General features: G+C 42.8%; 15 protein-coding genes. 6 read left to right on the top strand and 9 right to left on the bottom strand.

All coding sequences use genetic code 11. From position 1 onward, the window contains the following. Window positions 1–36: 36 nt before the first annotated feature. From Q8M62_RS10710 to Q8M62_RS10700, 3 genes are all read left to right on the top strand, one after another. Window positions 37–237, top strand: a complete 201-nt coding sequence (locus Q8M62_RS10710; RefSeq protein ID WP_304902360.1) for a hypothetical protein — start codon at window positions 37–39, stop codon at window positions 235–237. A 126-nt stretch (window positions 238–363) separates the two neighbouring features. After that, window positions 364–936 (top strand): RNA polymerase sigma factor, encoded by a 573-nt coding sequence (locus Q8M62_RS10705; protein WP_304902361.1) that lies wholly within the window; start codon window positions 364–366, stop codon window positions 934–936. Window positions 937–993: 57 nt separating this feature from the next. After that, complete coding sequence (locus Q8M62_RS10700) at window positions 994–1392, top strand: VOC family protein (protein ID WP_304902362.1); 399 nt, start codon at window positions 994–996, stop codon at window positions 1390–1392. A gap of 156 nt (window positions 1393–1548) precedes the next feature. Here the strand turns inward: Q8M62_RS10700 and Q8M62_RS10695 are convergent, their stop codons facing one another. The 9 genes from Q8M62_RS10695 to Q8M62_RS10655 form a co-directional block, all read right to left on the bottom strand. Then, window positions 1549–2694, bottom strand: coding sequence for a DUF2268 domain-containing putative Zn-dependent protease (locus tag Q8M62_RS10695; protein ID WP_304902363.1), 1146 nt, complete (start codon window positions 2692–2694; stop codon window positions 1549–1551). Window positions 2695–2878: 184 nt separating this feature from the next. Further along, on the bottom strand, window positions 2879–3352 hold the full coding sequence (locus Q8M62_RS10690; RefSeq protein WP_304902364.1) for an acyl-CoA thioesterase: 474 nt from the start codon (window positions 3350–3352) through the stop codon (window positions 2879–2881). Window positions 3353–3388: 36 nt separating this feature from the next. Next, window positions 3389–3826: a cupin domain-containing protein gene (locus tag Q8M62_RS10685; RefSeq protein ID WP_304902365.1), complete on the bottom strand. Its 438-nt coding sequence runs from the start codon at window positions 3824–3826 to the stop codon at window positions 3389–3391. A gap of 6 nt (window positions 3827–3832) precedes the next feature. Beyond that, window positions 3833–4192, bottom strand: a complete 360-nt coding sequence (locus Q8M62_RS10680; RefSeq protein ID WP_304902366.1) for a VOC family protein — start codon at window positions 4190–4192, stop codon at window positions 3833–3835. A 15-nt stretch (window positions 4193–4207) separates the two neighbouring features. Next, window positions 4208–5497 carry an MgtC/SapB family protein gene (locus tag Q8M62_RS10675; protein WP_304902367.1) on the bottom strand — a complete coding sequence of 430 codons (1290 nt, stop codon included), beginning with the start codon at window positions 5495–5497 and terminating at the stop codon, window positions 4208–4210. A 30-nt stretch (window positions 5498–5527) separates the two neighbouring features. Beyond that, window positions 5528–6157: a hypothetical protein gene (locus Q8M62_RS10670; RefSeq protein WP_304902368.1), complete on the bottom strand. Its 630-nt coding sequence runs from the start codon at window positions 6155–6157 to the stop codon at window positions 5528–5530. Window positions 6158–6327: 170 nt separating this feature from the next. After that, complete coding sequence (locus Q8M62_RS10665; protein ID WP_304902369.1) at window positions 6328–7215, bottom strand: dienelactone hydrolase family protein; 888 nt, start codon at window positions 7213–7215, stop codon at window positions 6328–6330. A 380-nt stretch (window positions 7216–7595) separates the two neighbouring features. Then, on the bottom strand, window positions 7596–7961 hold the full coding sequence (locus Q8M62_RS10660) for a DUF2200 domain-containing protein (RefSeq protein ID WP_304902370.1): 366 nt from the start codon (window positions 7959–7961) through the stop codon (window positions 7596–7598). A 64-nt stretch (window positions 7962–8025) separates the two neighbouring features. Continuing rightward, window positions 8026–8490: a DUF1456 family protein gene (locus Q8M62_RS10655; RefSeq protein ID WP_092730538.1), complete on the bottom strand. Its 465-nt coding sequence runs from the start codon at window positions 8488–8490 to the stop codon at window positions 8026–8028. Between the two features lie 351 nt (window positions 8491–8841). Between Q8M62_RS10655 and Q8M62_RS10650 the strand changes: the two genes are divergently transcribed. The 3 genes from Q8M62_RS10650 to Q8M62_RS10640 all read left to right on the top strand — a co-directional run bounded on the left by Q8M62_RS10650 (window position 8842) and on the right by Q8M62_RS10640 (window position 12889). Then, window positions 8842–11013 carry a radical SAM protein gene (locus Q8M62_RS10650; RefSeq protein WP_304902371.1) on the top strand — a complete coding sequence of 724 codons (2172 nt, stop codon included), beginning with the start codon at window positions 8842–8844 and terminating at the stop codon, window positions 11011–11013. Between the two features lie 121 nt (window positions 11014–11134). Further along, window positions 11135–11983, top strand: coding sequence for an alpha/beta hydrolase (locus Q8M62_RS10645; protein ID WP_304902372.1), 849 nt, complete (start codon window positions 11135–11137; stop codon window positions 11981–11983). 606 nt (window positions 11984–12589) lie between these two features. Beyond that, a complete protein-coding gene (locus tag Q8M62_RS10640) occupies window positions 12590–12889 on the top strand; it encodes a GIY-YIG nuclease family protein (RefSeq protein ID WP_304899855.1) in 300 nt (99 codons plus the stop codon). The last annotated feature ends 78 nt before the right edge of the window (window positions 12890–12967 follow it).

Raw genomic sequence — 12967 nt, 5'->3', positions numbered from 1 at the left:
ATGCAAAATCCGGGTTAGACAACTTTTGATACTGATATGAAAAGGTTTTTCATCGGAGCTGCATTTTTTTGGGCCTGCACTTTTACACAGCAGGCCCAACATCCTTCCTCTGAATCCCACGGGGAGGATAAGACTGCATGGGCTCCACACCTGATGGCTTCTGTAGAGAAAAGCGATTCTCAAGTAACACCTCACTCCATACAAGCTTATGATAGGGTGTTAGCAAGGAAGTATTGAATTTTTCCAGCATTTTGAATTTCACCCAATTATGTGATTTCTGGATTCAGTTAAGGCCCTGAAATTTGTCTTGTAATTATTTAAAAAAACCAACACTAGTTTTTCACAACTTTTTATAACGACACAATGAAAGCACTAAACCAATTATCAGAAGCTGAACTGTTTCAGGGTTGCCTTGAAAGGATTCCATCAATTCAAAAGGAAGTATATGAGCGATTTTCAAAAAAAATGTTTTCGCTTTGTTTCCGCTATGTCAAAGAAACGGCCGCTGCCGAAGATGTATTGATCATAGGATTTATGAAAGTCTTCGACCGGATTCACCAATACAAAGGGACAGGCAATTTTGGTGGCTGGATCAGAAGAATCATGGTCAATGAATGCCTTATGTATCTAGAAAAGGAAAAAAACCTTTACAATGAGATCGGTTTGGATGGTATTCTGCCTGCGCCGGTTCACAGTCAACCTTCTGATAAATTGGCTGTAGAAGACCTGATGAAACTTATCGATAGTCTTCCGAGTGGATACAGAACTGTTTTCAACCTATATGCCATTGAAGGATTTTCACATCAGGAAATTGCCCAAAAATTGGATATCAGTGAAAACACTTCCAAATCACAACTGAGCAGGGCAAGAGCTCATCTACAAAAGATGATCAAATTCAGTCCAGAGGAGAGAATCGAAGAATTAATGTCAGCGTAGAGGTTTGCCTTTTTTCATTAACAGTAGCCTTTTAAATCAATGCCAAATTAAGTACTTATGATACTCGAGCATGTAGCCCTTTGGACAAGAGACCTGGAAGGCCTTAAGGAGTATTATTGTTATTATTTTCAGGGAAAAGCTAATAGCCTATACATCAATACCAGAACAGGTTTCAAAAGTTATTTTATCTCATTTAGTGGAGGTGCCAGACTTGAGATCATGCAGCTTCCCGAAATTCCCGCCAATCTTAATGACAGAAAAACCAATCAGCATTTAGGACTTATCCATTTGGCCTTTGGTGTGGAAAGTAAGGCGGCTGTGGATCAGATGGCTTTGAAAATTTCAGGAAATGGATTTGAGATTTTAAAAGGCCCAAGAACTACCGGAGATGGGTATTATGAATTTGAAACCCTCGATCCTGATGGAAATCGGATCGAGGTAACTTTTAAACTTTAAGCTCGGGATAAACCGGGAATTCTGAAAAAAATGCTGGTAAATGCCTGAAAAAAACCTCCCCGGATTTGGTTCCGGGGATTAATTGCTCATCACAAATAACTTTTTATACTGTTTTCTCCGGAGTAAATTGAAATAAATCAAATGAGTAATTTTCATTTACCTATAGTTGCTCTCTTTTAAAAATCGCTCAAAATCCTGAATCTCCAACATTTCTTTGATGGCTCGTTGCTTATCCGTAGCCTGATTGTAGTAGCTTTCACAAATCCTAAAACCAATAAAGTACCCGAGGTTTCCAGGGTAACCTGTTTCAGGATTATAGGTATTGAAAAGCCAATCATCCGTATTTTCAGTAGCCATTTCCTTTTTGAATTTTTCCCACAGCTTTTGCTCGTTTGCAAATCCAAAATCAAATACCTCAGGGTTGGTGTATTTTCCAAGAATGAGATAGGTTACGAAATCAGCCGCACCCTCCATAATGGCATAGTCCAGCAAGGATCTTTCAGGTTTATTTTTCTGTTGCAAATGCACATACTCATGGAGGATAATAGGCACAGTCTGATCAAAGTCAAATATCACCAGCTGATCGAAATCCGAGAGTGATGTCAAATCGGCAAGAGGGCTTTTACAAAGGTGCTCTGTGCCAATCAACATTCCCGCATAGCCATCGGCTGTCCCTACATTATTGAGACTTCCCATCAGAAAGTAAATGGGTGGGAATATGGCTTCAGGGTATAGGTTCTTAAGTTTTTCTGCGGCCAAAATAAATTCAGGTTTTAGGCTTTCAAACTTCAATGAAGTCGACCGGATACTTTGATAATACCCTTCCAAAGTTCGAATTCTCTCCAGATACTTTCCCACATCTCTATTCATTCTGATAGTGTAGAATGTTTTCAGTCCAATGCTTCCTTCCCTGATGTAATTATTCAAAAATAAATCTGCTGCATCCTTCCCCCTCAAGGAGTCGAAATTTGCCCAAAATCTGTCTACATCTCCCGTTTCGACTTTCAGGTTTCTAGGGTCTGATAAATGCTTTCGGTTTTCTGAAATCCCTTCCATTAAGTGGCTACTTCTTTCGTCCTTGGCTAAAAAGGATAAAACGCTGCTTGTTGAGATAGCTTGGTAATCAAACAAACCAAATTCTATCGCCTTTTCGATAGCTTTAATTCCCAAGAGGGTGTCGAATTCAGTGATAGCCGTCTTGCTTTTGGTCAGCCAATAATGTGGAGTGTCTTCCTGGGCGAAAGCAAGTGTGGTAAATAAAATAAATAACACAGTTGTTGAAAAACTCAAAATCCTTTTCATACCAAGCTGATGGAAATTTCGCTTGAAAGGTTGCTTGAGTTACATTCGGTTCCTCAAAATTTGCAATTTCGAGATAAGGTTGTAGGATTTCTAATCCGACTTATCTCAAGAACATGGGATTACAAATCCCACAACAGTTCTTCAGAATTGCAAATTCTGAAGAATTGCAAATCCTGAAGAACCGCTATTCATTAAAAAATGGCTTCATTTCTTCGTGAATTTCTCCACGGAGCTTTTTCAGCTTTTCTGCGTATTCCTGGAGTTTCTTTTCCTGTTCGGTCTTGGGCACCCAAGGCTTCACTTTTTTGGGTTCGCCATTTTCATCCACAGCCACAAAAATGATGATGCAGTGGGTCTTTTTCTCGAATTTTTTCTCCGAGAATGCTCTCGAATATACTTCCACCATGATGTGGATGCTCGAGCTTCCTGTCAAAATCACCTGACAGTCGATCTTAATTAATTCGCCAATGCTGATCGGTTTATAAAAACGAATGCCACCCACATAGACCGTCACGCAATAACTTTCTGCCCAGGTTCTTGCGCAGGTATAGGCCGCCTGATCGATCCATTTCATTACGGATCCACCATGGACTTTCCCCCCGAAATTGACATCTCCGGGTTCGCTGATAAACTGAAATGTGGTTTTGTGTAATGGCATGGCTAAGAAGATTGGAATGGGTCGAAAATAAAGGTTTTAATTCGAATTGGATTCTTTTACGACGATTTCCATTCCTTCCGCTCCCGCGTAGAAGACTACAATCTCTGCTGGGATGTCTCCGTTATTTTTTCCATAATGAATCGTATTCACCACTTCAATGATGGGATTTCCGGCTTTCATTTCAAGTACATTTCCTTTGATATCCACTACAGTCAACTCGCCGGTTAGCAGGATTCCGGCATTGATAACAGGATGATAATGGTGAGGCAATTCTGAGTGTGGAGGTATTGTCACTTTGACAATGGAAATTTTTGGCTTTCCGCTTGGATAGGCAGGCAAAGAGTCTCCATTCCAGGCAAGATAAGATTCGGTGAGAAGCTCTGAACTTGGTTGGTCAGGGATGGGCTCTTTACTTTGACAAGAAAAGGCCACCAAAGAAAGAATGGACAAAAGCAACGTTCTGTAGTTGATCATAACGCATTAAGGATGTACCTGACAGGCCTCAAGCACATTGCCGTCAGAATCAAAAAACTGAAAATAGGTAACAAAGGAATCGGTGATCAGCTCGGTGGTTTTTACTCCCTTTTGAATAAGTTCAGTTCTGGATTGCCCGGCATTCTCAGTCCTAAATATTGGGTAGGAGGCGGTTTTTGAGTTGATGATAATGGGCTCGTCAGTTTGCCAAAGCGTGACACTGGTGACACTCCCTGTGTCAAGTACGATCAACCGCATTTCCGGATTTTCATAGACTGGATTTAAGCCAAGTTTTTCTTTGAACCACGCCCCGGATTTTTGAAAATCACTCACCCGCAAAATGATGGTATCGATTCCCTGAAACATAATTTTTAGATTTTATTAGCTGATCAAAATTAATAAAACCAAAGTGGTGATAATCATTGTTCCGTACCCAAGCAGGAGATTTTTTCGAAGAGCTTTACTTCCCGCATAGATTCCAATGCCCATTTTCACCAGGGTGTTTGAAATTGCCGCAAGCAAAATAGCATTGAATCCTATTCCCAAATCCAGTTTGATTCCGGTCAGTTTGGAAATGGAAATTGTAATCGCGTCGATGTCTGAGAAACCTGCCACAGCACTGGAAATCAAAGTTCCGCTGTCGCCCAGATTCTCATTTGCGTAGCTTACCACGAGCAAAATCAAACTGTAAATCAATCCAAACACAATGGCTCCTTTCAAGTCAAGGGGCTTAGAGGGAGGCATTTCGTTTGCTTCTATTTTTTTGGACTGATGCCTTAGATAAATGTATAGCGTAATCCCGATGGCGGATAAAAGGATGAGGCCTATGGCTGGGAGCAGTCGATTAAACAGTACTTGGTTGAAGATAAATGTCCAAATCAATACGCGAACAAACATGATCGAAGAAGCTGCTAAGATGGCAGTAGCACAACTTGAGGACAGATTTTCATTTTCTCTGCTTTTTTTGGCATAGATCCAGGTCACTGCGGTACTCGAAACAAGCCCTCCGACGATTCCCCCCAATAAGATGCCTTTATTTGCACCAAGAAATTTGGTTAAAATATACCCGACCAAGCCGAGTCCTGAGGTAAAAAGTATAACCCATCCAATCTCCCGCGGATTTAATACCTCGTATGGACCGTAAGTCTCATCGGGCAAAAACGGGAAAATCAACAAGGCAATGACAACAAAGCGGATGAAATCGTACATCTCCTCCGCTGTGATCATTCCCACGATCGTATTAATCCGAAACTTGGAGGAAAGTACCACCACAATCACTACGGTGATCATCAGACTGATTTCGATCAGACCGATGAATGTCATCGAACCCAAGACAAACGCCAACAAAGAACTGAATTCGGTGGTGGAACCACGGTCGCCTTGGTTTGCCGAAATCCAATAAGTAGCCGAAACAAGCAAACTGACCCCGATAAAAAGTGCTACATAGATCCATGGAGAAAAGAGGTAATAAAACAGAGCTGCGATGAATCCCAATAAAACCAAAAAGATAAAGGTTCGAATTCCCGCAAATCCATGGGAATTCTCCTTTATAGCTCTGAATTGACGCTCAAGACCAATCACCGATCCGATTCCGATGGCAATTACCAAGCGGATGAGAAATTCTTCTTTTGAAAGAGAAAAGCCTTGTTGGTCAATCAGCAGTTGTTCCAAGTTGAAATTGTTTTTGAAAAAGACCGGAATCTAGTCTTCTTCCATATAAAATTGAGCTTCTAAAAAAACCTTTTGGGCTTGATCGCCTTCTCCGAAATGATTTAGGGAAGTTAGCATACCTCCGATTCTTAAATTGCGCTCGGGGAGAGATTCTTTTTCGTTGTCATGCGCCACCATCACTACGGCATCACTTTCCTCGGAGCACAACTCATAGACTTCGTAGGAATTCTCAATCGGAACCATCGTGAAACTCGTCACCGCCCCAACTACCACGGGAACCATGATAGTGGCCCCAAGTGAGATTGATGAACTGACTTTCTTTGGAGTACCCACCAAGGTGCAGCTGATGCCGGGTTTGCCCAGTTCGAGCAGTTGATCCAAGCTCATATGTACAGGGCGATATTTTTCATAACATTTAAAAAGCTCCGAATCCAATCGGGCCAAGATCCGCTCCCGCGACTTATTGTCCAATCGGGAAATTGACATCATCAAATAAAGAATCATGGCTTGTTTGTCATGGGTTACTCCTGCCACTTTTCCGAGCTCAGCCGGTGAGACGACACCATCATGTGCATGACTGAACAGGTTAAAAAATTTCGCTCCGTTGTCAAAAGACTCAATTGCCTCGTGATAGGATGTGTAAGGGATGATCTGTTTCATTATATGCGGAATTTAGAAGAAAGGCTTATCAAATATTCGGAAATAATGGAACAGAATCAAATAATATGATGCTGATGGTAGCAACTGATTCAAGATTATTCTTGGGCTTAAAAACACCACGCTTTTTACTAATAGTGGGGAACAAAAAAGGAGGCCGTGGCCCCCTTTTGTCAGTTTAAATTTTTTCTGAAAAATGCAATGGTCTTTTCCCATGCCTGTTTGGCGGCGGCCTCATCGAACCGAGGCGTGGTATTGTTGTGAAAGCCGTGATTGACCCCGGGATAGTTGATCATTTCGTATTTTTTATTGTTCGCTTTGAGCGCTTCCTCATATGCTGCCCAACCTGCATTGACCCGTTCATCAAGTTCAGCATAGATAACCAAAAGCGGTGCATTGATCTTTGGCACATCTTCAAGGGCAGGCTGACCTCCGTAGTAAGGAACCGCCGCCCCTAAATCAGGGATTCTCACAGCCATCATATTGGCAATCCATCCACCAAAGCAGAAACCTACCACGCCGACGTTTCCATCGCAATCAGGATGATTTTTGAGGTATTCGTATGCCGCAATAAAATCCTCCAACATCGAGTTCCGGTCCAGTTTGGACTGCATGGCACGACCTTCGTCGTCATTTCCGGGGTAGCCACCCAATGGTGTCAAAGCATCCGGAGCGATGGAGATAAATCCGTCCACAGCGCAGCGTCTTCCTACGTCTTCTATGTAGGGGTTAAGTCCACGGTTTTCATGTACCACCACGATGCCAGGGAATTTTCCTTTTCCGGCGGGCTTGGAAAGTAAACCTTTGATTTGTCCTCCGCCTTTAGGTGAGTGATACATGACAAAGTCGGAGCTTTGTAAGCGTTCATCTGTAGGCTCCACAGTACGGGTATTAATGTAATCCGGCATCATGGCGCTCATCAGAGCCGCGAGCGTAATCCCGCCTACGGCATAGACTGAGAGCTTTTCCATAAAAGTCCTTCGGTCAAGTTTGTTGTGGCAATAATAGTCGTAGAGGTCAAAAGCTTCCTGAGGGATGTCCTCTTTACGGAGTTGTTCCATGGTTTTCTGGTTTTATAAGTGAGTATAAGTTATTCAATATCAAGGTGGAAAAAATGATTTTTTTCTTGGTCCTTGGAATTATGGGTTGAGCGGATATTTTTTGATAAAAAGGAAGCGGTCCTGTTTAATTCAGCCAATGAAGCCCACTTCACCGGACTGAGTACTTTGACTAGGGAAAAGACTGAAAGTTCAAAATTTGAAAAAAAAATTTCAATCCTGATCGAAAGCACACTATAAAGGATAAAGCTGTCGAAGCCTAAAAATCGAGCCCAACCCTTCATGGGCAAGTTGGGAAGATTGCAAACAAACACACAGTCGACATTCTCAAATGAGGCTGCCGTCAAAATCAGGATTGGAATCGGAGGGATAAGTGAATTGAATTAAGACTCCCGCAGAATTTTCTCCATTTTTCTCCCTTTTGCCAGTTCATCCACCAACTTATCCAGATACCGCACTTGTTTGGTCAGGGGAGTTTCAATTTCTTCTATGCGATAACCGCAGATTACCCCGGTAATCAGATGCGCGTTCGGGTTCAAATTTGCAGCGCCAAAGAAGGTTTCAAAAGTGGCTTTTTGGTCAATCAGTTCCTGCAGTTTCAGTTCATCAAAACCCGTGAGCCAAGTTATGACCTGATGTAATTCCGCCTTTGTCCGACCTTTTCTTTCCACTTTGTTGACATAGTGCGGGTAGACCGAGGCAAAAGTCATTTTTGCCATTCGCGCATCATGTTCGGGTGAAGTATTCATGAATAAGTAGTAGGCGTGGAGACTGATTCAGATCGAGTTGAATTTAGGCTGAAAAAAGGAATTTCTATGCTGTTGGCCTAAACTTCAACTGCAAGCCCTGCAGGAAATTGCGAAGAATTTGATCCTTGCATTCCCGGTATTGGGCTTGGCTTGGTTTTCGGAAAAAAGCACTCAATTCATGCTTGCTGAGTTTGAATCCCCTCAAACCGAAAACTTCCAGCATATCCTCATCCTTCATGTCGAGGGCGATTTTCAGCTTTCTCAGGATAGCATTGTTGTCCAGCGTTTTCTCTGCAACCGGGGTGGAGTCATCTTTTGGACCGCGTTTCAGGATGATCAGCCCATTGAGAAAAGCAGCCAAGTCCTTGTCTTGGAGCTTGGCAAATTCGGGCTCGTCCTCTTTTTTGAGCCAATGGTTGACCTCCTCCGCAAAAACAGATTTTCCCCCCAAATTGAAAATTTCGGCCATTTTGTGATCATGGTAGTGAAAGGTATAGCGAAGGGTTCGGAGGACGTCGTTGTTGCTCATAGGTACAAATATCTTTTATTTTCACCGCTGAGGAGCAAATCATGCGAGGATTTTTTAACCGCTAAGAACACGAAGGTTCGCAAAGAATAGATTTTTTACAAGAGTTGAACTACTCAGAAATGCCTTTCTTGAAAACCACATAGTCACATAGAAATCATAGCGAAAGACCTTGAGTAATGATAAACTATGCGCCTACTATGTTACTATGTGGTGATTTTTTTAAAAGCTAAGACCGCTAATCAACCCTGATTTTTTAAAAACTATTAGCGCTTTCTTTAAAATTATCTTTGCGTTCCTTGCGCCCCTGCGGTGAATAAATACGACCTTTGAACCAGTCAAATTTCTGCGCGCTTGTCAACCAAAGTCCTTTTCATCACCCCGCCTTTTACCCAACTCAATACGCCCTATCCGGCGACTGCTTACATCAAGGGTTTTCTGAATACCATCCAAGTACCTTCCCGTCAAGCAGATCTTGGAATAGAGGTGATTCTGAGACTTTTTTCCAAAAATGGGCTGAATCAAGTTTTTGAAATTGCAGGTGAAAAAGTCGAGGAGTTATCAGAGAATTCCGCTCGAATTCTGAGGATGAAAGCTTCCTACTTGCAGACCATCGGGACGGTGATTGATTTTCTTCAGGACAAAAATCCGACGCTTGCCTATCACATTTCTGAAGGCAATTTTCTGCCCGAAGCCAGCCGTTTTGAACAGTTGGACGATCTGGAGTGGGCGTTTGGGACGCTGGGAGTGCGGGACAAAGCCCGGTACTTGGCGACGCTTTACCTCGAAGATATCGGCGATTTGATCACTGAGGCGGTTGATCCACATTTTGGATTCAGTCGCTATGCCGAGCGATTAGGTATGTCGGCCAAGACTTTTGACGAAATGGATGAGGCATTGAACCAACCTCTGAGTTTGATCGATTCGATGTTGCTTGAGCTTTTGGAAGAGAAAATCCAGAGCTGGAATCCAGAGTCAGTGGCCTTTTCAGTCCCATTTCCGGGCAATCTCTACGGCGCGCTGAAATGTGGACAATACCTTAAAATAAATTATCCTAATATCAAGGTGTGGATGGGTGGAGGCTACCCGAATACAGAACTTCGTTCTCTGAAAGAACCCCGGGTTTTCGATTACATCGACTTCATCACTTTGGATGACGGCGAGGCTCCGATTCAGCTTTTGCTGGATTATTTGGATGGAAAAAGATTGCTGAATGAGCTGAAACGAACCTTTGTCCGAATAGATGGCGAAGTTAAATTTCTCAACAATTCAGCAGTAAAAGACCTCCCCCAGCGGGAAGTGGGTACGCCGGATTACAGCGACTTGAAGCTGCGGGAGTACCTCTCGGTAATCGAAGTGGCCAATCCCATGCACCGCCTGTGGAGCGACGGGCGCTGGAATAAGTTGACCCTAGCGCATGGTTGCTACTGGGGCAAATGCACCTTTTGTGATATTTCGCTCGATTATATCGGTCGCTATGAACCGATTAATGCGTCCATTCTATGCGATCGGATAGAAGAAATCATGGCTCAAACCGGTACAAATGGATTTCATTTTGTCGATGAAGCAGCACCTCCGGCGTTGATGCGGGACTTGGCGATTGAGATTTTGAGACGGGGTTTGGTCGTCGTATGGTGGACGAATATCCGCTTTGAGAGTAGTTTTACCGCTGATCTTTGCCGTTTGCTTCGAGCCTCAGGCTGCATTGCAGTTTCCGGTGGCTTGGAGGTCGCTTCTGATCGTCTTTTGGCACTGATCAAAAAAGGGGTAACAGTGGCCCAAGTCGCTCAGGTGACGAATCACTTTACCCAATCGGGTATTATGGTACATGCTTATTTGATGTACGGCTATCCAACACAGACTGCGCAGGAGACAATCGACTCCATGGAAATGGTGCGGCAGCTGTTTGAGGCTGGCGTGTTGCAATCGGGTTTTTGGCATCGTTTTGCTATGACTGCACACAGTCCTGTGGGATTGGATCCCAAGGCTTTTGGGGTGAAGCGCACCGATTTGGCGGAAGGTGCTTTTGCCAACAACGAGCTGGATTTTGAAGATCCGGTTGGAGTGGATCATGCACTTTTTTCTGAGGGACTGCGAAAATCCCTGTTCAATTACATGCATGGAGTTGGCTTTGATATTCCGCTTAAAGAATGGTTTGATATCAAAATCCCGCAAACCACCATCCCCAAAAACTACATCGAAAAGCAAGTTCAAGGAGAAGATTTCCCGGCTTTCAAAGACCAAAACCGCATCATCTGGATCGGCGCTCAACCGGAACTGATGGAGGCAGAGGAAGGGTTTTGTGAACTGATTTTCTCCGGAAAAAAAGAGGACTTCGCCGTCGAGCTCCCGATTGAGTTGGGAGAGTGGGTGTGTTGGCTTTTGGCCAAAGTCAGCTACGAACAGCCGCTGAATACTTTGAAACCTATCCGTGAACACTACGAGACCGAATTGGGAGATTTTGAGGAAATGCTCGAATCCGAGGTTTGGGAGATCCTCCGAGAGCATGGGTTGTTGGTTTTTTAGAAAAAAAAATACCTTTCATTTATTCATGATTCTTTTCGGGTTAATCCAAAAGCAGTTTTTGTTTAGTTTCTTTTAAACTTATCTGCTATTCTTGGATTTAGTAAATACATCTAATTCTTTTATGCAATTAATTATCCGTTTGGTTATTCTTGGCCTTTGCTTTTCCACTTCTGGATGCGCTTTCAAATCCGTGAATCGAAGCAAAAACATTTCCTACTTGCAGTCGAAATCAGAAATAAATCTGCCGGAAAAGCAGCTTAATATTTTTGCCCCCAGAAAAGCTGAAAATCTTCCCGTTCTGATCTTCTATTATGGGGGAAGTTGGAAAAGCGGTAAAAAGGAGATGTACAGTTTTTTAGGAAATAGATTGGCGAGAAGGGGAGTAGTAGCTGTAATTGTGGATTATCCTTTGAATCCCACGTTTCAAGTTCCGGCTATGGAAACAGCAGCAACTCAGGCAGTAATTTGGACATCAGAAAACATCCAAAAATACGGTGGGAATCCCGAACAGCTTTTTGTTTCCGGACATTCTGCCGGAGGACATTTGGCCACATTGGTAGCAGTGAAGAATTCCGATTTTGAAAGTTTGGGGAAAGAAAACCCACTAAAAGGTGCTGTTTTAATCGATCCGGCGGGTTTGGATATGTACACCTATCTCGTGGAGACCAAAGACGGGGAAGGGCGCAAATATCTGAATGCGTTTACCGAAGATCCTGAGATTTGGAAGCAGTCTTCACCGATTTTCCATTTGGAGAAGGGGCAGATTCCGATGTTGATTTTGGAGGGAGAAGAAACCTATCCTAGTATTCAGGCGGGAAGAGGGAGATTTATGAAAGTGGTGGAGGAGAAAAATCTGGACGTCAAGTTGGAAATCTATCCCCAAAAAAAGCACATCCCTATGATTACGCAGTTCTTTTGGACTTGGAGTCGGGGATATGATGATCTTTTGGGGTTTATGGGAGTGAAGTGAGAACGACATTGAGAGAGGGGTGTTTTTTACGCTTAAAATCTAGATTCAAGGTAAGAACCCCCGAAGCAATCCCATCGAATTAATCAATTCGGGATTTTTGAGACTGCTTCGCTCGTTCCTCACTCGCAGTGACGCTCCAACTACTTTTGAGACAGCATTGTTCTACATTTACGTCCAGTTTTACCGTCATTGCGAGGGGATTTTGGACGATAGATATTTGCGATACAGATTAAGACCCCCGAAGCAATCCCGTCGAATTAATCAATTCTGGAGACTGCTTCGCTCGTTCCTCACTCGCAGTGACGCTCCAACTACTTTTGAGACAGCATTGTTCTACATTTACGTCCAGTTTTACCGTCATTGCGATGGGATTTTGGACGATAGATATTTGCGATACAGATTAAAACCCCCGAAGCAATCTGATCGAATTAATCAATTCTGGATTTTAAAGACTGCTTCGCTCGTTCCTCACTCGCAGTGACGCTTCTTTGTTTTACATCGTTGATCAGAATTCATCGCTTTTAGCCCAAAATATGATTGTAGAAACATGGACCTAAATATCCTCTATTTTTCATATTTCAAGATTTTTTTTACTTTGGATTTGCTATGCAACAAGGAGGAGCTATTTACATTCTAACCAACAATCATAACAGAGTTTTATATACAGGAGTCACGAATGATTTGGTCCGTAGAATTTTTGAACATAGAGATGGACTGAGCCCAAAATCGTTCTCAGCTAAATATAATGTTACCAAGCTCGTTTATTTTGAATCATTTCATTCAATTGAAGAAGCTATCTCGAGAGAAAAACAGATAAAAGGAGGTAGTCGAAAGAAGAAGGAGGATTTGATAAATTCTATTAATCCGGATTGGAAAGATTTGTGGGAGGAGATCCAAAATTGGTAGACGTCATCGGTAGGGGATTTTGGACGATAGATATTTGCGATACAGATTAAAACCCCCGAAGCAATCCGATCGAATTAA

Origin of the sequence: Algoriphagus sp., assembly GCF_030694375.1 — a bacterium.
Taxonomy (GTDB): Bacteria; Bacteroidota; Bacteroidia; order Cytophagales; family Cyclobacteriaceae; genus Algoriphagus.
The sequence above is the reverse complement of the archived record's forward strand: the minus strand, read 5'-3'. Positions and strand labels throughout refer to the sequence as shown.